The sequence below is a fragment of the Kribbella monticola genome (assembly GCF_003261635.1).
GTDB lineage: Bacteria > Actinomycetota > Actinomycetes > Propionibacteriales > Kribbellaceae > Kribbella > Kribbella monticola.
In genome coordinates this window covers 1-18,422 of sequence record NZ_QFXK01000004.1, presented here as the reverse complement: position 1 = coordinate 18,422, position 18,422 = coordinate 1, and the positions used below count along the sequence as shown (strand labels likewise).

17 protein-coding genes and 1 pseudogene are annotated in these 18,422 nt (G+C 69.2%); 4 read left to right on the top strand and 14 right to left on the bottom strand.

From position 1 onward, the window contains the following. Positions 1-13: 13 nt before the first annotated feature. A complete protein-coding gene (locus tag DIZ26_RS02475; RefSeq protein WP_112237258.1) occupies positions 14-733 on the top strand; it encodes a VIT1/CCC1 transporter family protein in 720 nt (239 codons plus the stop codon). A 65-nt stretch (positions 734-798) separates the two neighbouring features. On the opposite strand, the gene DIZ26_RS02470 is transcribed toward DIZ26_RS02475, so the two are convergent. The 6 genes from DIZ26_RS02470 to DIZ26_RS02445 all read right to left on the bottom strand — a co-directional run bounded on the left by DIZ26_RS02470 (position 799) and on the right by DIZ26_RS02445 (position 7,821). Next, positions 799-1,821, bottom strand: coding sequence for a CHASE3 domain-containing protein (locus DIZ26_RS02470; RefSeq protein WP_157979550.1), 1,023 nt, complete (start codon positions 1,819-1,821; stop codon positions 799-801). A 119-nt stretch (positions 1,822-1,940) separates the two neighbouring features. Continuing rightward, positions 1,941-2,477: a DUF1579 family protein gene (locus DIZ26_RS02465; protein ID WP_112237254.1), complete on the bottom strand. Its 537-nt coding sequence runs from the start codon at positions 2,475-2,477 to the stop codon at positions 1,941-1,943. A 15-nt stretch (positions 2,478-2,492) separates the two neighbouring features. Further along, positions 2,493-3,290, bottom strand: a complete 798-nt coding sequence (locus tag DIZ26_RS02460) for an ABC transporter permease (protein ID WP_112237252.1) — start codon at positions 3,288-3,290, stop codon at positions 2,493-2,495. Between the two features lie 5 nt (positions 3,291-3,295). Continuing rightward, positions 3,296-4,186, bottom strand: a complete 891-nt coding sequence (locus DIZ26_RS02455) for an ABC transporter ATP-binding protein (protein ID WP_112237250.1) — start codon at positions 4,184-4,186, stop codon at positions 3,296-3,298. A 237-nt stretch (positions 4,187-4,423) separates the two neighbouring features. Then, the gene (locus DIZ26_RS02450) at positions 4,424-6,952 is read right to left on the bottom strand and encodes a cation-translocating P-type ATPase (RefSeq protein WP_112237248.1); all 2,529 of its coding nucleotides are present in this window, start codon (positions 6,950-6,952) and stop codon (positions 4,424-4,426) included. Beyond that, positions 6,949-7,821, bottom strand: a complete 873-nt coding sequence (locus DIZ26_RS02445; RefSeq protein WP_112237246.1) for a universal stress protein — start codon at positions 7,819-7,821, stop codon at positions 6,949-6,951. Before DIZ26_RS02445 ends, DIZ26_RS02450 begins: the two co-directional genes overlap by 4 nt. 195 nt (positions 7,822-8,016) lie before the next feature. Between DIZ26_RS02445 and DIZ26_RS02440 the strand changes: the two genes are divergently transcribed. Then, a complete protein-coding gene (locus DIZ26_RS02440; RefSeq protein ID WP_112237245.1) occupies positions 8,017-9,078 on the top strand; it encodes an alcohol dehydrogenase catalytic domain-containing protein in 1,062 nt (353 codons plus the stop codon). Here DIZ26_RS02440 and DIZ26_RS37305 read toward each other — a convergent pair. From DIZ26_RS37305 to DIZ26_RS37730, 4 genes are all read right to left on the bottom strand, one after another. Further along, positions 9,068-9,370 (bottom strand): hypothetical protein, encoded by a 303-nt coding sequence (locus DIZ26_RS37305; protein WP_157979549.1) that lies wholly within the window; start codon positions 9,368-9,370, stop codon positions 9,068-9,070. The genes DIZ26_RS02440 and DIZ26_RS37305 overlap by 11 nt on opposite strands. Before the next feature lie 74 nt (positions 9,371-9,444). Continuing rightward, a complete protein-coding gene (locus tag DIZ26_RS02430) occupies positions 9,445-10,320 on the bottom strand; it encodes a universal stress protein (RefSeq protein WP_112237241.1) in 876 nt (291 codons plus the stop codon). 87 nt (positions 10,321-10,407) lie between these two features. Next, positions 10,408-12,801 carry a glycoside hydrolase family 65 protein gene (locus DIZ26_RS02425; RefSeq protein ID WP_198675850.1) on the bottom strand — a complete coding sequence of 798 codons (2,394 nt, stop codon included), beginning with the start codon at positions 12,799-12,801 and terminating at the stop codon, positions 10,408-10,410. Continuing rightward, positions 12,798-13,556, bottom strand: a complete 759-nt coding sequence (locus DIZ26_RS37730) for an HAD family hydrolase (protein WP_198675849.1) — start codon at positions 13,554-13,556, stop codon at positions 12,798-12,800. Before DIZ26_RS37730 ends, DIZ26_RS02425 begins: the two co-directional genes overlap by 4 nt. A gap of 265 nt (positions 13,557-13,821) precedes the next feature. Between DIZ26_RS37730 and DIZ26_RS02420 the strand changes: the two genes are divergently transcribed. After that, positions 13,822-14,433: an Rv1733c family protein gene (locus DIZ26_RS02420; protein WP_157979548.1), complete on the top strand. Its 612-nt coding sequence runs from the start codon at positions 13,822-13,824 to the stop codon at positions 14,431-14,433. A 57-nt stretch (positions 14,434-14,490) separates the two neighbouring features. Here the strand turns inward: DIZ26_RS02420 and DIZ26_RS02415 are convergent, their stop codons facing one another. From DIZ26_RS02415 to DIZ26_RS02400, 4 genes are read right to left on the bottom strand one after another with little or no spacing between them, the layout of a single operon-like run. Continuing rightward, the gene (locus DIZ26_RS02415; RefSeq protein WP_112237237.1) at positions 14,491-15,477 is read right to left on the bottom strand and encodes an Acg family FMN-binding oxidoreductase; all 987 of its coding nucleotides are present in this window, start codon (positions 15,475-15,477) and stop codon (positions 14,491-14,493) included. Beyond that, on the bottom strand, positions 15,471-16,850 hold the full coding sequence (locus DIZ26_RS02410; RefSeq protein WP_112237235.1) for an MBL fold metallo-hydrolase RNA specificity domain-containing protein: 1,380 nt from the start codon (positions 16,848-16,850) through the stop codon (positions 15,471-15,473). The genes DIZ26_RS02415 and DIZ26_RS02410 overlap by 7 nt, the downstream gene beginning before the upstream one ends. After that, complete coding sequence (locus DIZ26_RS02405) at positions 16,847-17,338, bottom strand: hypothetical protein (protein ID WP_112237233.1); 492 nt, start codon at positions 17,336-17,338, stop codon at positions 16,847-16,849. The genes DIZ26_RS02410 and DIZ26_RS02405 overlap by 4 nt, the downstream gene beginning before the upstream one ends. Positions 17,339-17,340: 2 nt before the next feature. Further along, entirely contained in the window at positions 17,341-18,108 is a 768-nt protein-coding gene (locus tag DIZ26_RS02400; RefSeq protein WP_269815367.1) for a nitroreductase family protein, read from the bottom strand. Positions 18,109-18,210: 102 nt separating this feature from the next. Here DIZ26_RS02400 and DIZ26_RS37300 point away from each other — a divergent pair. Next, positions 18,211-18,422 (top strand): annotated as a pseudogene (locus DIZ26_RS37300) (hypothetical protein); the annotation flags it as partial.

Below are 18,422 nucleotides of genomic sequence, written 5' to 3'. Positions count from 1 at the left end.
AGGAGAAACAATCATGTCCGTGGAACAGCCGCTCCACCCCGGCGAACCCCATCGAGGTGGAGTGGCGGGACGACTCAACTGGTTGCGGGCCGGTGTGCTCGGGGCCAACGACGGCATCGTGTCGACCGCCGGTCTGGTGGTCGGCGTGGCGGGTGCGACGACCTCGGCCGGGACCATCCTGACGGCCGGCGTGGCGGGGCTGACCGCTGGTGCTGTGTCGATGGCGCTGGGGGAGTACGTGTCGGTGAGCAGCCAACGCGACACCGAACGCGCCCTCCTGCAGAAGGAGCGCGCCGAGTTGCTGGAATCGCCGGAGGCCGAGCTGGCCGAACTGGCGGGCCTCTACCGGGCGAAGGGACTGAGCGCCGAGACCGCCCAGCAGGTCGCCATCGAGCTCACCGAACGAGATGCCTTCGCCGCCCACGCCGACGCCGAACTCGGGATCGACCCTGAGCAACTCACCAACCCCTGGCACGCGGCCGGCGCTTCCGCCCTGGCCTTCACCGTAGGCGCGCTCCTACCGCTGATCGCCATCCTGTTGCCGCCCGCGGGAGCACGGGTGCCGGTCACCTTCGCGGCAGTCCTGGTGGCGCTCGCCGGCACCGGTCGGCTGAGCGCACGGCTGGGTGGGACTCGATGGGTGCCCGCTGTGCTCAGGCTCGTGGGCGGTGGTGCACTCGCGATGGCCGTGACCTTCGGTATCGGCGCACTCTTCGGCGCCTCCGGTTTCTGAGCCGGGTGCAGGAGCGAGCAGCTGCTCGAGGGCGCGGAGCCCCCGGCGAGGCATCGACGTCAGGCTCAGGTGTCCTGGATCGGACGGTCCAACTGCTCGCGAGAGTTTCCGGCGCGCGGTCCGCCCAGGTCGAAGATGAGCGAACGGACCTCGCGGATGATCCGGTCGGTCTCCTCGATGAACGGCAGGAAGGTCTGCGCCCGGTGCGGGTCGCGGGCGGCCGCCGAACTGAGCATCAGGCCCAGCGCGAAGACCTGCTGGATCGTCTGCTCCTGGAGGTCGACGGCCATCCGGGCGCGTTCGTCGTTCACCGCGATCGTCTGCTGGGCTCGCATCAACTCCTCGGAGCTGTCCAGCAGACTTGCCCGCATCTTCTCCACCGCCCGCGCGAGCTCGTTGAACTCGGTCGGCCCGCCGGGGGTGATCGGGCTGTCCCGTGAGCCGTCGGCGACCGCTTGGACCTGGAGGACGAGCAGTTCGAGCGGCAGCGTGATGTGCCTGCGCGCGAGCGGGATCGACAGCAGGCTGACGATCAGGGCCAGCAGCACCGCGGCGGCATTGACGACGTTCGCGACGAGCTGAGATGCGGCGATCCGGTCCAGTTGGCGGGTGACCAGACCGGTCACCTCGGCGGTCAGCTTGTTCAGCCGGGTACGCAACAGGTCGAACCTGGCCTTGCCGTCGGCGGCGATGGCGTCCAGCCGGCTCGCCGGGATGGCCCCGGCCCGCCGTGCCGAGATCTCCGGTTCGGCTGCCTTCAGCCGCCAGTCCTGCCCTGCTTCTTCGACCGCCGTCAAGGCCCGCAGGGCCTGGTCCTCGCCGGCCAGCATGCGGCGGATCTGAGTCAGGGCGACGTTCGCGGCGGTCACCCCGGCGTAGTACGGCTGGAGGAAGTCGGCCGAGCCGGTCAGCAGGTAGCCACGCTGGCCGGTCTCCTGATCCACGAAGGCCTTGGCCAGCTCATCGGTGGCTGTCTGCACGGGGATCAGGCGGGTCTCGAGGTCGCGTTGAGCCCCGGCGACCCGGAACCGGCTGATCGCGCTCCCGCCGGCGCTGATCACCAGTAGGACAAGGAGCAGAATCACCACCGACTGGACCAGGAACGCGACGGTACCCGCCGCTCGTGGCCGGTCGGAATTTCGAGCGGGAACCAATCTTCGCACCGCGGAACGAAGCCGTTCCACCGCTGGGGTCACACAACGCAACTCTAGGGCAGCCCGGCCATCGCGGACAGGTCCCGGGGCCGGCAGACGTAGCGCTCGACCAGTTCGAACGGGCCGCCGTTCAGGGACAGTTCGTTGCGCCAGATGATTCGGTCGGCGGCTTCGAGGTGCCAGTAGAGCCGGATCCGGACCGGCGCGTGCTCGTCCATGGTCTGGAAGGTCAGCAGGTCGCCGTCGATCCGGCCGCGCAGTACGTCGGTGTGCCCGTAGCAGTCCGCGATCGTGGCGCGGTACTCCTGCGCGGTCGGGTCCCAGCCCGCCACCCAGTGCAACTGCCAGCGCAGGACGAAGGTCCCGTCGAGGAGGTACTGGTCCTGCTCGTAGTCGCCGACGATCCAGCGGCCGTCCTGGATGACGTGGTGAAGGCCGGTTCCGGTCGCCGTCATCCGCGGTGTGCCCGGTCCCATCCCGTCCGCCTGGATCACGCCGTCCCAGCTCACGTCTCGATGGAACCGGGCAAGTGCCTGCATTTCGGGCCCGGGCGTGATCGGCGCGGGCACGGTGTCACTGATGGTGGTCATGAAGACCCTCCGAGGTCAGTTGTGGGCGGCGATGTCGCGGCCGTCCAGGGCGGGCATCGCGATCAGGGTGAGGAGGACGGCGCCGCCGACCAGCCACAGGTAGGCGGCCGGGAGACCCGCGCCGAGTGGACCGCCGGTGAGGGCCTGGTCGAACGGCGACAGCGGCCGCCAGGGTTCGACGGACTCGATCATCAGGCCCGCGGCGTACAGGACGTAGGCGCCCGCCGCAGCGGCCGAGGCGATCCCGGTGGCGAGTGAACGACGGCCGAGGACGGCACCGGCGGCGAGCGCCAGGGCGCCGTACTCCGAGCCGAGCAGCACCATCGCCAAGGATCCGCTGGCGGCTTGGCCGGCGCTGATCCCCACGTCGAAGATCAGACTCATCGTCGTCGTCGCGACGAACAGGGTAACGCCGAGGGTGACCACACAGGTCAACAGAGCCAGTGCCTTCTGCAGAACGATCCGCGCACCGGTGATCGGCATCACCAGCAGCAGATCGAGGGTGCCGTCCTCTTCTTCGCCGGCCAGCGAGCGGGCGCCGTGCCCGATGCCGTAGACGAGGAACAGCACAGGCAGCATGAGCGTGAACAGCTCGGCGTTCAGGAAGCCGGGGCCGGTCGACATGGCGTCCAGGTCGAAGAGCTTCCCGAGCTCTTCGGGCATCTTGGCGTAGAGGTCCTTCAGGTCCGGCATGTTCCGGATCGACGGCCACAGCGCGGACTCGAGGCCGACCAGAACGAAGATCGCGATCGACCACGCGCCCAGGCCGCGGCGCTGGTCGTACAAAGTCTTCCAGTACACGTTGCGGAACACGGGGCTCAGCTCCTTGCGGTGTAGTAGTCGAGGAAGATGGCTTCGAGGTCGACCTCGTGGCTGACGACGTTGACGATCTGGTGCGGTGCGGCTGCCTGCAGCAGGCTCGCGGTCGATCCGGCGACCTCCACGTGAGCGGTGTCGCCGTCGACGGTGATCTCCTGTACGCCGTCCGCCTGGCGCAGCACCTCGATCGGCGCGGGCCCGGCGAAGGTGAGCTCCAGGCGCCGCAGCGCGCGCTCGCGGAGTTCGTCGACCGACTTCGTCACCACGAGCTCACCGCTGCGCAGGATGGCGACGGTGTCGGCGACCGCTTCCACGTCGGACAGGATGTGCGAGGACAGGAAGACGGTCCTGCCGTCGTCCCTGGTCTCCCGCAGCAGCGCCAGGAATTCGCGCTGCATCAGCGGGTCGAGACCGGAAGTCGGCTCGTCGAGGATGAGCAGGTCGGGCCGGTGCATGAAAGCCTGGATGATGCCGATCTTCTGCTTGTTGCCATGGGACAAGGTCTTGAACCGCTTGGCCAGGTCGAGGTCGAACCGCTTGGCCAGCCGCTCCACCTCGGACCAGTCGACGCCACCCCGCAGATAGGCCATGTACCGCAGGTACTGGGCGCCGGACAGGTCGGGGTAGGCGGCGAACTCGCCGGGCAGGTAGCCAATCCGTCGCTGAACCTCCTCGCAGCGATCGACCACGTCGAAGCCGAGCACCTCGGCACCGCCCGTGGTCGGGCTGATCAGGCCGGCCAAGATCCGGATCGTCGTGGTCTTGCCGGCGCCATTGGGACCCAGGTACCCGAAGACAGAACCGCGCGGAACCTCCAGGTTGAGCCGTCGCAGCGCTGCGTGCGACCGGAACTGCTTCGACAGCTCCCGGGTCCTGATCGCGGTGTCCATGACTGGCTCCTTCGTTCGGCTACCGCTCGATACTTCGACCGTACGAAGGCAGCCCTTACCGCGGACAGGGCCCAAGGTCCGCAGTGATGGAGTCCCTCCGGCCCTGCTTGCGCGGGCCCTCCGCGAGGTGAACTGGAGCATCGCCAAACAGGAGCCCAGCAGATGACCATCCGAACGTGAGGACGCGACGGCACCGAAGCAGGTCCGGCCGGTGGCTGTCGGCTCTTGCCGGTGTGATCAGGACTTGCGATGACGAAGGCGAAGCAGCGCCACCACTGCTCCCGGGATGCAGCCGAACGCAATCGCCAGCGCGAGCTGGCCGACGGTCACTGCCTCCAGGCCCAGCAGGTCGCGCAACGGGCTGAACACCAGCGGCAGGACCTGGGCCACGACCGCTCCGGCGATGGCTACGTCGAGGAACCGCAGCGCTCGCCCACCGGCACCTCGCGGGCGGCGCAGCGCCGCGGCGACCCCGAGCTGGGAAAGGCCCAGGGTCAGGTACGTCGCCGTCTGCCAGGGTCCGCCCGAGTGTCTGACCAGCAGGCTCGCCGCCAGGGTGACGGCCGCGATCAGCGAGCCGGTCCAGCCGATTCGTTGCCACAGGCCCGCACCCAGGACGTGCTCGGTTGTCGGGCGGGGACCGCGCCGCATCGCTTGCGGATCAGCGGGTTCGGCGCCGAGCGCGACGCCGGGCAGGCCGTGCGTGAGCATGTTGATCCAGAGAATCTGGGCCGGAAGCAACGGTAGCGTCAGCCCGGCGAACGGCCCGAGCAGCATCACCAGGACCTCGGCGAGTCCGCCGCTGAGGGCGTACCGGAGGAAGGTCCGGACGTTGGAGTAGATCCGCCGGCCTTCCTCGATGGCGGCCACGACAGTGGCCAGGTCGTCGTCGGTGAGGATCAGGTCGGCCGCCTGCCGGGCCACCTCGGTTCCGTCCCGTCCCATCGCCACGCCGATGTCCGCGCGGCGCAGAGCCGGCCCGTCGTTGACGCCGTCGCCGGTCATCGCGACCACATGGCCGCCGGCCTGCCAGGCCCGGACGATGTCCAGCTTCTGTTCCGGCCTGATCCGCGCGAAGACCCGCACCCGGGAACCGTCGGCCGGATCACGCCCCGCGTCGATGTCCGCGCCCGTGATCACCTCGTCGCTGTCCAGTCCGATCCGGTCTGCGACCGCTCTGGCGGTTCCCGGTGCGTCGCCGGTGATCAGCAACAGTTCGACGCCCGCGTCGGCGAACGAGGTAGCGACCTCGGAGGCGTTGTGCCGGACGGGATCGGTGATCGCCACCAGCCCGGCCAACCGCAACCCGGCTTCCGTGTGAGCTGTGTTGCCGCCACCAGGCAGAGTGCGATCTGCCACGGCCAGCACCCGGTAGCCCTGGTGAGCCAGCAGCGAAGCCGCCTCGCGGGCACGGGCGACGGCGCCGTACGGCGTGATGCTTTCATCCAGGAGCAACTCCGGCGCACCCTTGCAGACAACGAGGACCTCCTCGGTGCCCGGCATCCGGTGAAGAGTGGTCATCCGTTTGCGCAGGCTGTCGAAGGGAGCCTCTGCGGTCCGCGGACAGGCGGCCCGCAAGTCGTCGGGAGACAGTTCCGCCCGGTAGGCCAAGGTGATCAGGGCCGCCTCGGTCGGATCTCCGAGTGGTCGCCAGCCGGCGTGGTCGGCGTCAGGTGGGAGCAGGTCGGCGTCGTTGCAGAGCACGACGTCGCGGAGCAGCCGGTGCAGGTCCGCGCGACCTTCGGCAGTCCCGCCGGCCAGGATCCCCTCCGGCGCATAGCCATTGCCTGAGGCAACATATTCGCCGGACTCGGTCCAGATCCGCTCGGCCAGCATGACTCCCTCGGTGAGCGTGCCCGTCTTGTCCGCGGCGACGACCGTGACCGCACCGAGGGTCTCGACGGCCGGCAGTTGCCGGACCACGGCCGACCGGCGGGCCATCCGGTGCGCCCCGATGGCGAGGGCCAAGGTCACCACTGCGGGCAACGATTCGGGGACGGCCGCGACGGTCAGGCTGACCGCCGTCACCAGCATGTCGGGCAGGGGCAGTCCACGGATCAGCCCGGCAACGGCAACGACCACAGAAAGAACCACGGCCGTGATGCTGAGAACCCTGCTCAACGAGCCGAGGCGCCGCTGCAGAGGGGTCGGTCGCGGGCGCTGGCCGGACAGCAGGGTTGCGATCTGGCCCAACGCGCTGTCCGCGCCCGTCCTGGTGACGCAGGCCTTGCCACGGCCGCGAGTGATCACGGTTCCGGCCGACAACTCGCCGGGCCAGTCCTTCTCCACCGGAACCGACTCGCCGGTCAATGCTGCCTCGTCGGCCTGGAGCCGGAAGGCCTCCGTCAGTTCGAGGTCGGCCGGCACGATGTCACCGGCCTCGACCAGGACCAGGTCGCCCGGCACCAGCTCGGCCGCCGCGATCAGCCGGGTCCGTCCCGAGCGGACGACCCGCGCCTGCGGTGCGGCCAGCCGGCGCAGAGCCGCGAGCGCACGTTCGGCCCGCAACTCCTGGATCACCCCGACAGTGGTGTTCAGGACCACCACGACCATGATCACGGTGAGATCGGTGAAGTCGTGCAGGGTGGCCGTCAGGACGGACGCCCCGAGCAGCAGCAGGATCATCGGGTCCCGCAGCTGCGCCAGTACCCGGCTGCGGAGGCTGGGCGGAGGTACCTCGGCGATCGCGTTCGGCCCGTGCTCCCGCAGAGCTTGAAGCGCGTCCTGGTCGGAGAGGCCGGACGGCAAGGTGCTCGAGACGGTCACCCGGTCACCTCGCTGTGCACGATGGCTACCGGGCACTGAGCGTGGTGCAACAGGCCACGGGACACCGAGCCGAGGCGGAGTTCGGTGAACTCGGTGCGGCCGCGTCCGCCCACGACGACCAGGTCGGCGTACTGGGACTCCTTGGCGAGCACCTGCACCGGGTGGCCGGCCGGATACCTGGTCCGGAAGACGACGTCCGGGTACTTCGCCGGCCAGCCGGCGAGTGCCTCGGCGACCAGCGCGCGGGCGTCGCGGTGCCAGGGAGCATCCTCGGGATCGAGCCAGAGCTCCGGCTCGGGGAAGGCCTCGGGCACGTCCGGCGCGTGGACGAGGGTCAGCTCTGCTCCCCGTTCGGCCGCGAACTCGAAGGCGAACCCGAGTGCGGCCTGGCAGGAGTTCGAGCCGTCCACGCCGACGACGATCTGACCACTTGCGGGGAGCGCCGGCTGCCAGGTGTCCGGTACGACGACGAGCGTCGTACGGGCCAGCGCCGCGCAGACCTGGGAGGTGGAGCCGAGGACGAGCTCGGCGAAGCCGCCGGCGCCCCGGCGACCGATCACCAGGGCCGCGGCGCCGTCGGCGGCTTTCAGCAGTGCCTGGGCCGGGTGCCCGTAGCCGAGCTCGAGGACGGCGTCGGCGAAGCCGAGCCGCTCCAGTTCGTCGGCGGCGTCGTCCAGTACGTCGGTCCCGTCGTCGCGAGCGGGCGCGGCGGTCAACGGCTGGGCCGGCCGGTCCTCGTCCACGATGTGCAGGGCGCGGACGGTCCAGCCACGACGGGCGGCAAGTTCGACCGCCCAGTTGAGAGCTAGGAGCCCGTCGGCGGAGCCGTCGAGACCGACGACGACTGCGGGGCTTGCTTGAGCGGACATGGGGGCCACCTCTCCCTCGGCACTACTTGATGCCAGTTCAGCCGCTGGACGAGCCGGCGGCACAGAGGGCAACGACCTGTCCGGAGGCGACGAAGGTCCCGTCCGAATGGTGTGTTTGGACCCTGCCCGCGCGCTCGCGGGCGCGGGAGGGTCGGGTCGACAGACAAATCCTCGGACCGTGGAGGTCGACCGACCATGAAGGCTCTTGTTTACAACGGACCTGGGCAACGCAGTTGGCACGAGGTGCCGGACCCGGTGATCCAGGACCCTGAGGATGCGATCGTACGGGTGGATGCCGTCACGATTTGTGGCACCGATCTGCACATCTTGAAGGGTGACGTTCCGACCGTCGAGCGTGGCCGGATTCTGGGGCACGAGGCGGTCGGGACGATCTTGTCTGTCGGTGACGGTGTTCGCGGTGTCGTGGTGGGGGATCGGGTGCTGATCTCGTGCATCAGTTCTTGCGGGCGTTGTGAGTACTGCCGTAAGGGCCGGTACGGGCAGTGTCTGGGTGGTGGCGGCTGGATCCTGGGCCATCTGATCGACGGCACGCAGGCCGAGATGGTCCGGGTTCCGTTCGCGGACCGGTCGGTGTACAAGCTGCCGGACAACGTCAGTAACGAGTCGGCGCTGCTGCTGGCCGACATCCTGCCCACGTCGTACGAGGTCGGCACGTTGGCCGGGCAGGTCACTCCTGGTGACACCGTCGTCATCGTCGGGGCCGGGCCGATCGGACTGGCGGCCGTGACCACCAGCAAGCTGTACAGCCCGTCGAGGGTGATCGTGATCGATTCCGCGCCGGCGCGCCAGAAGGCCGCGTTGGATCACGGCGCCGACCTGGCGTTCGGGCCGGAGGACGACGTGGTCGAGGCGATCAGGGAGCTGACCGGTGGTCTCGGTGCAGACGTCGCGATCGAGGCGGTCGGTGTACCGGCGACGTTCGAGTTGTGCACGCAGGTGATCCGGCCGGGCGGCCGGGTCGCGAACGTCGGTGTTCACGGTGCTCCGGCGACGCTGCATCTGGAAGAGCTGTGGATCAAGGACGTGACGATCACCACGGGTCTGGTCGACACCTGGACCACGCCGCGGTTGTTGTCGATGCTGGCCGCGGGCCGGTTGTCGATGCCGGGTCTGATCACGCACCGGTTCGGCCTGGACGAGATGCAGGATGCGTACGACGTGTTCTCGCGGGCCGGCGAGACCGGCGCGTTGAAGGTGGCGCTGTTCAGCGACGAGTCCAAGGATCTCAAGGGCTGAGCCGATGCTCGAACCCACCGGTCGAACCCACCAGCGCGCTGGTCGAACCCACCAGCGCGCTGGGGCCCCGCCCTGACCGACCGGTGGCGCCGGTGCGGGACAGGGCAGCCACTCCGATGGACGCCGCCCGGCCGTCGGCGGCCTTCGAGCGCTCCCGCCAACTGACCATCCTGGCCACCAGGCAGGACGGACCGGCGGAATGGCGGCGAGCCGGCCAGGCGATGGAACGACTGTTGCTAGAGGCAACGGCTGCCGGGCTCGCCACCTCGTGCTCAACCAGGCGATCGAGCACGACAAACCTGCGCTGGCTGCTGCACGGATGGGGTGAGTCGCCCCCAGTGAGTACGGACCCGTACGGTGCGTCGGTCAGCGGACGACGGCGACCGGGCAGCGGGCGTGGTGCAGGACCTGCTGGCTGGTCGACCCGAGTAGCAGTCCGGTGAAACCTCCACGGCCCCGTGATCCGACGACCATCAGGTCTGCCGCCTCGCCGGCGTGCAGCAGGGCGCGAGCCGGCTGGCCCGGGATGAGGTCGATGTCCACCTCGATGTCGGGGTGGTCGGCGCGCGGTCCGGACAGTGCCTCGGCCACGAGGACCTCCGACGCCTTGCGGACCTGCTCGTTGTCGAACAACAGCTCGCCGCGCCCGTTCTCGTAGGTCGAGAAGGGACTGTTCCAGGCGTGTACGGCGACCACGCGGGCGCCGATCGCCTCGGCCTGCTCGAAAGCGAAGTCGATGGCCTTGGCCGACAGCTTGGAGCCGTCCACACCGACGACCACACGACGCCGGTTGTGCAGGGTGGGCAGGGTGTCGGGCGGAACGACGACGACCGGGCAGTGCGCGTGCGCACTGACCTGTACTGCGACCGAGCCGAGGATCATGCCGGTGAAGCCGCCGAGGCCGCGGCTGCCGAGGACGAGCATGCGGGCCTGCGCCGTCTCCTCGATCAACGCCGGCGACGGCGAGCCTTCGAGCAGCAAGGTCTCCACGTGCAGATCAGGGTGACGCAGCCGTACGGATTCGGCCAGCGCCTCGAGTCCCCGTTCGCGGACTGCCCGCAGTGCGGCCAGCGGTACCACCTTGCCGGGCGACGGCCGATCCACGACGACCAGTTCGAACACCTCGACGATCCGCAGGGGCGTGTGCTCGCGCATGGCTTCGGTCGTGGCCCAGGTGATGGCTGCGCTGCTCGCCTGCGAGCCGTCGTATCCCACGACGACCGGGGCGGTCTGTGACGACATGGTTCCTCCTCGGAGTTGGTCTCTACTCCGACTCTCGCCGTCCGGGGGCCTGTGGGGCAGGGCTCTTGGTCCTGTCCTGCCGGGCCCTCAGGCCCCAGGCCATTGCACGGTCTCGCCCGCGGCGAGCGACTGCGTCGTACCGTGGCAGCGGACCTTGATCGGCTGCGCGGTGCCCTGGTCGGCCGCGACCCGGAGGCCGTCCGCCCCGGTCTCGACGGTCAGCCGGTGACCGCGGTACCGAAGGGTCATCCGCATCCGGCCGAGCCCGGTCGGCCACTGCGGCTCGAAGCGCAGCACGTCGCCGGACATGGTGAGCCCGGTGAAACACCGCTGGACCACGTCGACGCTGCCCGCCATGGCGGCCAGGTGGATGCCTTCGGCAGTGGTGCCGGTCTGAGCGGGATCACCCGAATCGGAACGCAGCGCCTGCGACAGGAACATCAAAGCCTGGTCCGGGTCGAGCGACGCCAGCCCCCACGCGTGCACGACCGCACTCAACGACGAGCCATGGCAGGTGCGAGCGAGGTAGTAGCGGACGGTGCGACGGATCAGCTGGGTGTTGATCGGGTAGCCCAGCCGCTCCAGCAGGCTGTCCAGCTCGTGCCGCGGAAGCAGGTAGAGCAGCATCAGGACGTCCGCCTGCTTGGACACCTGGTACGCCGAGACCTGGTGCCCCTCGGCCTCCAGGATCCGGTCCAGCCGGCGGATGTCGCCGTACTGCCGGCGGTACTGGTCCCAGTCGAGCTCGGCCAGGTCGGCGTACCCCTCGAACTGACTGATCACGCCGTCGTGGAACGGCACGTACATCCGTCTGGTCAACTCCTCCCAGTGGCTCACCTCCTGTGGGCGCAGGCCGATCTTGTCGGTGAGTTCCACCCGTCGCCAGTGCGGCAGCCGGTTGAGTGCTTCAGTGGCGCGGTGGAACAGCCAGACGGCCATCACGTTCGTATAGGCGTTGTTGTCGATGCCTGCGTCAGGACGGCCGGGGTAGCCGGTGTGGAACTCGTCCGGACCGACCACGCCCTCGATCACGTACCGGTCGCGGGTTTCGTCGTACCGGGCCAGGTCCGCGAAGAATCTGGCCACCTCCACGATCACCTCGGCGGCATGATCCGCCAGGAACTCCTCGTCGCCGGTCGCCTCGACGTATTGCCACATCGTGTAGGCCACGGCCAGACCGACGTGCCGTTGCCGGTAGGTGGCATCGGGATTCCATCGGCCGGACAACGGATTCAGATGCAGGCGCTGACTTTCCTCGCGGCCGTCGCTGCCGGACTGCCACGGGTACATCGCGCCGCGGCAGCCGATCTCGGCGGCGGCCCGGCGGGCGGCCGGAAGGCGCCGGTGCCGGTAGTGCAGGAGGGTGCGGGTGAGGGCCGGCATCCGCAACGTCAGAACAGGAAAGACGAACAACTCGTCCCAGAAGATGTGACCGCGGTACGCCTCGCCGTGCAGACCGCGTGCCGGTACCCCGGCATCGGCGTCCGAGCTGTGCGGTGAGACCGACTGCAGCAGATGGAACAGATTCAGCCGTACCGCGGCGGGCGTGCCGTCGGCGGGTTCCTCGAGCTCGACAGCGAACTGCTGCCACAGCTGCGACCACGCCAGCGCGTGCGGTTCCGCCAGTTCGTCGAACACCGGCCGGTCGGGCAGTGCCGAAAGGGCGGCCAGTACCGGCTCGGAGATGGCGAGGTCGCGCGACGTGTAGACGGTGGCGGCCTTGTCGGCGCGGACCACGTCGCCGGGCCGAACCGCGATCACATAGTCCTGGTAAGCGGAACTGGAGTCGACGACAGAACTCGGCTCGTCGGTCGGGAGGCCGTTGTGGCGCACCGTCGTCCGGGTCGCCACCGCCAATCGCAGCTGCGACTGGCTGGTCCGGGCGACGACGAGCGCGGTGGCGTCGTCGGGCAGACTCGGCTCGAGGTCGACGAGGTGCTGACCGGACAGTTTCTGGTAGCGATCCACGCCGCTGTTGGTCACGCTGCCGTCGACACCGGACCGCAAACGCAGTACGCCGGAGAAGTTCTCGGCCGTGATGACCAGGGTCTGGGCGGCCAGGTGGGTCTCGGCCATGCTGACGAAGCGGCGTTCGGTGCCCGAGATGATGTTGCCATCGGCAACTTGAAGGCGGAACCGGCGGGTCAGGATGCCGCGGCGGAGATCGAGTTCCTGCTGGTGTTCCAGCAGCTCGGCGTCGTCGGGGCCGATCCAGTCGCCGTCGCCGATCGCGAAGCACAGCGGCAACCAGTCGGGCAGGTTGACCAGGCTCTCGTTCTCGACCGTGCGGCCCTCGATCTCGTCCGTCAGCCGGTTGTAGAGGCCGGCGACATACGTCCCCGGGTAGTGCCGGCCGCCGGAGGACGAGCCGGCCCACGCGCCGCGAGTCGCGAAGTACCCGTTGCCGACGGTGCAGAGTGCCTCGCGGCGACGCTCGTCGGACGGGTCGTAGGTGTCGAAGCGCAGCATCCACTCGTTCATCGGGCCGGCTCGTACTCGGGGACGACGCTGACCTCGGACAGGTCGGCGACGACCAGATCGGCTCCGTGCGCGGACAACTCGGCGGCATGGTCGTCGCGATCCACACCGATCACCAGGCCGAAACCACCGGCCCGGCCGGCCTCCACACCGGCCAGGGCGTCCTCGACGACGACGGTCCGGGACGGCATCACGCCGAGCCGGTGAGCAGCCACCAGGAAGACGGCCGGATCGGGTTTGCCGGCGAGCCCCAGCTCGCGGGCTGCCACCCCGTCAACGCGGACGTCGAAGACGTCGGGCAGCCCGGCGGCGGCGAGCACGTCGGCACAATTCCGGCTGGCCGAGATGACGGCGTACGACAGGCCTGCTCCGGCCAACTGTGCGATCAACGCCAGCGTTCCGGGGAAGGCCTGGGCACCGTCTTGTTCGAGGCTGGCAAGGAAGTAGTGGTCCTTACGGTCGCCGAGGTCGCGCACCGTGGTCTCGTCCACCTCGATGCCGCGGGCGGCCAGGAACGTCCGTACGCCGTCGTAGCGGGACCGTCCGTCGACGTAGCGCAGGTAGTCCTCGTCGGTGAAGGCCGTGTGGTCCTCACCAGCAGTCGCGGCGCGGCCTGTGAGGAACTCGTCGAACAGCCTTCGCCAGGCTCGAGAGTGCACCGACGCGGTGTCGGTCACCACGCCGTCCAGATCGAACACGACAGCGTCGTACCTCGCGGCGTCGATGACTGCCTGACCAACGGTCGGAAGAGGTGTCATAAGAACACTCTGGGCCTGCTCCGCGGACCTTTCCCAGGGCCCAAGGTCACCTTCGACCGGGCCGGTCCACCGTCCCTCCAGCTCGGGACCTTGGTCCCTGCCGCCGACCAGGCGATGCGGCGATGCTGAAGGAACAGGGGAGCCGACCGGCTCGCCGGACCGGGGACACACAGCGGTGGCCGAGGCCACGAGATCCGCCGTCATCAGGACGGCCCCCGGATCCGGGAAGCCGGCGGGTCCCCTCCACAAGCCCCGAGGGGACGCGATGAGCACCGACCGACCGCGACCTGCTGAGACATGGGTCGCGATGCAGACCCGGCGACTGGGTCTCGGCCGCAATCCGCTGCGCCGCCCGTCCGACCGGTTCGAGGCCGTGCTCACTTGGATCGTCCTGCTGACCGGTCTGCTGGTCGTTCCCGTTGGAGCCGCATCCGGTACGTCGGTCCGCGATGCGAGCCAGACCGGAGCCGCCGAGCAGCGCCTGCTGCTGCACGAGGTCCAGGCCCGGACGGTCGAAGAGGCCCCAGCTCTGACGGGGCAGGAGATCGGCCTGGTCACCTGGCCGGTCACCGTGGTCTGGCAGGACGAGACCGGCCTTGACCACCGCGGCCGGACAGACGTCGTACTGGGCACGAAGGCCGGCACCGAGACGACCGTGTGGATCGACGGATCCGGCGCCGTCGCCAAGCCGCCACGGCCGGCCGGCGACAGCGCCGCGATCGGCACGGCGGCCGGGTTCGGGATCGTCGGCTGCTCCTGGCTTGCCCTGTGGTTGTTCCTGCTCGTGGCACGTCGTCAGCTGGACCGGCGACGACTGGCGAACTGGGCGGCCGAGTGGGAGCAGGTAGCCACCGACTGGACCCGCCGCGACCCCTGAGCTGTCCGGTGGACAGAAGGCCCGGTCCGCCGACGGACCGGGCCTTTCCACTTTCTGCTACTGCCAGATGTCCAGCGTGTCGTGCCAGGAACGCCTGGGGGTCTCGGCGGCGGACCCGGCCGGGTAGCCGGCTCGGAGGATCAGTTGCGGCCAGGCGCCATGACCGACCAGCTCGTGGACCTGGGACCGCAGGACGGCGTACTCGATGGCCTGATTGAGGAACGAGACCGCCACGTCGTAAGAGGTTGCTGTCAGCAACGAATGCTGCAGTGCCATGCCTGCCCGCGTCCAGCCGACCTGGTCGTCGGCGCCAGTGGTGAGGATCGCGATCAGCGGGTCCGTCTCGAACGCCGACGAGTCGCGGGCGGGATCGTCGTACCCGGCGGACAGATCACGAACCGCGGCGGGCTGGGTGGGCAGTGGGCCGAGTGCGGCGGACGGGACGCCCTCGTGGGCGCGATCGCCGCCGATCCAGCGGCTGCGTTCTGTCAACCGGTCCTCGTTGTGCAGCTCGAGGTCGTCGGCCGCCTGCAAGGTGCTACCCAACTTGTACCGGGCCGCTGCGTCGAGCCAGCGGAGCTCGCCACCCTCGCAGCGTGCCGCGGCGGTGATCTGGTCGAGCACCGTGGCGGGGATCTGGGTGGTCACCAGCGGGCCGCGATAGGTCCGGCGGCGGTGCAGTTGGCTGTACAGAGCACCGATGGGTGAGTTGCGCGACGGATGCCGGGCACCGAGAAAGATGCGGACCGCGATGTCGGGGCGGTCCGGGTCCGGATCGATCGCCAGGGTGGTCTCGTAACCCAGCGTCGCGGCAGCCACCCGCAGGTTGAAAGCAGCCGCACCGAGGCCGATCCTGGTCATCCGCCCGGACGGATCCTCGGCGGGCAAGGTGCGGTCCTCGTCAAGCAGGACGTCGATCACCGAACCGGTCACCTCGAAGCGCCAAGGCTGGGTGTTGTGCATAGACGGAGCTGCGCCGGCCGCGCTGAGGAGGATGCCGACCTCGTCGTGACTGAGCAGCGGGTTGTCGTGCTGGATCACCATAATCTGACCCTTTCCAGGTGCTGTGGCGCGACTGCGAGCCAGCCGAGCTCCTTGCTGATGCGATCGACCAGGGCCTGCCGGGCGTCCGGCTCGCCGTGGACGACATAGACGGTCTGCGGTGGTTCCGCAGCCGCGGCCAGCCACGCGATCAGCTCGTCGGAGTCCGCGTGCGCGGAGAACTCCGGGAAATCGGCGACCTGGGCGCGGACCGGTACGTACCGGCCGTGGATCTTCACGGAGGTGGCGCCCTCCAGCAGGCTGCGGCCACGAGTGCCTGGGACCTGGAAGCCTGTCAGCAGCACCGTGTTGCGCCGATCGGGCAACTGGTAGCGCAAGTGGTGCAGAACGCGGCCACCGGTCGCCATACCGGAGGCGGACACGATGATGCAGGGATGGCCGGGGTTGTTCAGCCGCTGCGATTCCTCGGCGCTGTGGACCAGCCGGAGATCACCAGGATCGAACGGGTCGTTCGGACCGATCAGGTCGTCCCGCAGTTCGGGTGCCTTCTCCTCGATAGCGGTCCGGTAGGCGTTCAGGGCGGACAGCGCCATCGGGCTGTCGACGTACACGGGCAGGTGCGGAATCAGGCCGTCGCGGGCCAGCCCGGCCAAGGTGTGCAGGACGATCGCCGTACGGTCGACCGCGAAGGCCGGGATCAACGTGGCGCCGCCGCGGTGGGCTGTCGCCGTGATCAGTCTGCCCAGCCGCTCGCGATCCATCGGAGTGTGTTTGCGGTTGCCGTACGTCGACTCGATCACGATCGCGTCGACGGCCGGGGGAGGGGCCGGGGGCCGGAGCAGTGGGTGTGATTGCCTGCCGAGGTCTCCACTGACCAGCAGGCGATGGCCGTGGCGCTCGAGGACGGCGAAGGTCGAACCGAGGATGTGACCGGCTCGATGCAGTGTGACCGCCGTACCGCCGGGAAGGTTTGTCTGGGTATCACCGACCGGCTGGAAGAGCGCTATCGCGCGCTCGGCGTCGGCTGTGTCGAACAGTGGCAGCGGCGGATCGTGACGCGAGTAGTTTCCGGCCCGGGCCTGCTCGGCGTCTTCCTCCTGCAGGTGGGCGGCATCGCGCAGTACGATCGCCGCGACTTCCGCCGTGGACTCCGAGCAGATCACCGGACCGCTGAACCCCTGCCGCACAAGGGCAGGCAGGTAGCCACAGTGGTCGAGGTGGGCATGTGTCAGTACGACGGCCCGCAGGCTCGCCGGGTCCACGGAAAAGTCGTCCCAGTTACGCCGGCGCCAAACAGGCTCGCCCTGGAACACTCCGCAGTCGGCCAGATAGCGCTGCCCGTCCTCCTCGTAGAGGAACTTGCTGCCCGTGACCGTCCCGGCAGCGCCGAGGAAGGTCAGTACGCCGGAAGTCATCGCAGGTCCTTCTCGTAGGCGTGGACCGCAGTGGTGAGCTGCTCGGACTGTTCGGGGCTCAGTCGCGCCGACAGGCTGGGGATCTCGACGTCCTGACCGAACCGCAGTACGACAGTGCCCAGGGCGCGGACAGCGGCCAGGACCTCGACCGCTTGGAGCTGGAGTTGGGCGGTCTGGCCGAATCTGATCAGTTCGAGTCGCAGTTCTTCCATCCGGTCGACGAGCTGGACGAGTTCGTCGGTGATGATCGCGTGGTAGGCCGCCAGTGCGGCCGGTGCCTCACTGTCCGGCATGGCAGGCAGCATCAGCGCGCCGTCAGCCACGATCCGGGGCAGGACGCGGCGTCGGTAGGTGCCGACCGTCCGGTGCAGAGTGAAAAGCAACTTCTCCGGCTCGGACCAGCCCTCCGCCGTGCACTCTTCCTCGAGCACGGCCAGATCTGTCTCCCAGCGAGCGATCTCGGCCTGCAGACTTCTGACGTCGTTCATCATTACTCCTCGGAACCGGCGTGGACGAAGGTGGCAACGGCCCGCCGCGGCGTGCTGCCGTGGGTGGTGCTGTGACCGAACCTGATGACCATGTGCGCGTTGCGTTCGCCGCCGATCCAGTGGGATCGCTCCTCGCGGCGGTGCCAGTCGCCGATCTCGCGCAGATCGGTGTCGACCAGCAGGTCGAGGACCGCGCGGACCTTGTCGGGCGGCAGCCAGGTGAGTTCGGCGCCTTCGTCCATCGCCGCCGAGGTCAGCGCAATCCGCGTGTCCGTGGACAGTTGCACCGGTCGGACCGGCTCCCTGCTGGTGTGCCGGCGGGGAATCTGGGTGTAGAGGTTCTGGAGGTTGCGGTCGGGGGTGTCCGTCGGCTCGACGACGATCCGGGCGACCAGGTCGGGTTCAGCCGGATCCGGCACCAGGCCGAACCAGCTGTTGTAGCCCATCGACGCGGCCGCGCAGCGCAGGTTGTAGGTCGCGGCGCCGGCGGCGATGCGCATCGCGCGGCCGGTGGGGTCTTCGGCGGGCAGGGCGCGGGAGCCGTCGAGGTAGACGTCGATCACGTTGCCGTCGACTTCGAACCGCCATGGCTGGGTGTTGTGCATGCTGGGTGCGGCGACGGCGGCGCTGAGCAGTACGTCGATCTGCTCCATCGACAGCTGGTCTTCGGACATGAGGGGCCTCCACGAACTGCTCGGGCGGCAACCGCTGCCGCACTTCCAGCCTGGACGCGTGCGGCCGGCATCACAGCAGGCATGGGTCCCGAGCAGTGGGGTCCTTCGGCACCTTCCACCATGACCACGTGCTCTGCCGCCCCGGCGCCCGCGACCGCCACGATCGAACTGTCACAACAAACCCGAAAGGAACAGATCATGACCACCACACCGCACCGGCGGCCCATCCCCGCAGCTGTCACGGAGTCTGTACCGACCACTGCTACCCGGGTTGCTGCCGGGCGGGCGTTCGCGGTACTGCGGATCGTTTACGGGCTCACGTTCTTGTGGGCGTTCGTCGACAAGGTCTTCGGGCTCGGCTACGCCACCAAGTCCGGCAAGGGCTGGATCGACGGCGGCGACCCGACCGC

Coding starts and splice junctions, on each gene's coding strand:
- DIZ26_RS02420 (WP_157979548.1), top strand. CDS start 13,822: ATGAGCACCGACCGACCGCGACCTGCTGAGACATGGGTCGCGATGCAG.
- DIZ26_RS02415 (WP_112237237.1), bottom strand. CDS start 15,477: ATGGTGATCCAGCACGACAACCCGCTGCTCAGTCACGACGAGGTCGGC.
- DIZ26_RS02445 (WP_112237246.1), bottom strand. CDS start 7,821: ATGTCCGCTCAAGCAAGCCCCGCAGTCGTCGTCGGTCTCGACGGCTCC.
- DIZ26_RS02475 (WP_112237258.1), top strand. CDS start 14: ATGTCCGTGGAACAGCCGCTCCACCCCGGCGAACCCCATCGAGGTGGA.
- DIZ26_RS02455 (WP_112237250.1), bottom strand. CDS start 4,186: ATGGACACCGCGATCAGGACCCGGGAGCTGTCGAAGCAGTTCCGGTCG.
- DIZ26_RS02405 (WP_112237233.1), bottom strand. CDS start 17,338: ATGAACGACGTCAGAAGTCTGCAGGCCGAGATCGCTCGCTGGGAGACA.
- DIZ26_RS02410 (WP_112237235.1), bottom strand. CDS start 16,850: ATGACTTCCGGCGTACTGACCTTCCTCGGCGCTGCCGGGACGGTCACG.
- DIZ26_RS02465 (WP_112237254.1), bottom strand. CDS start 2,477: ATGACCACCATCAGTGACACCGTGCCCGCGCCGATCACGCCCGGGCCC.
- DIZ26_RS02430 (WP_112237241.1), bottom strand. CDS start 10,320: ATGTCGTCACAGACCGCCCCGGTCGTCGTGGGATACGACGGCTCGCAG.
- DIZ26_RS02425 (WP_198675850.1), bottom strand. CDS start 12,801: ATGAACGAGTGGATGCTGCGCTTCGACACCTACGACCCGTCCGACGAG.
- DIZ26_RS37730 (WP_198675849.1), bottom strand. CDS start 13,556: ATGACACCTCTTCCGACCGTTGGTCAGGCAGTCATCGACGCCGCGAGG.
- DIZ26_RS02440 (WP_112237245.1), top strand. CDS start 8,017: ATGAAGGCTCTTGTTTACAACGGACCTGGGCAACGCAGTTGGCACGAG.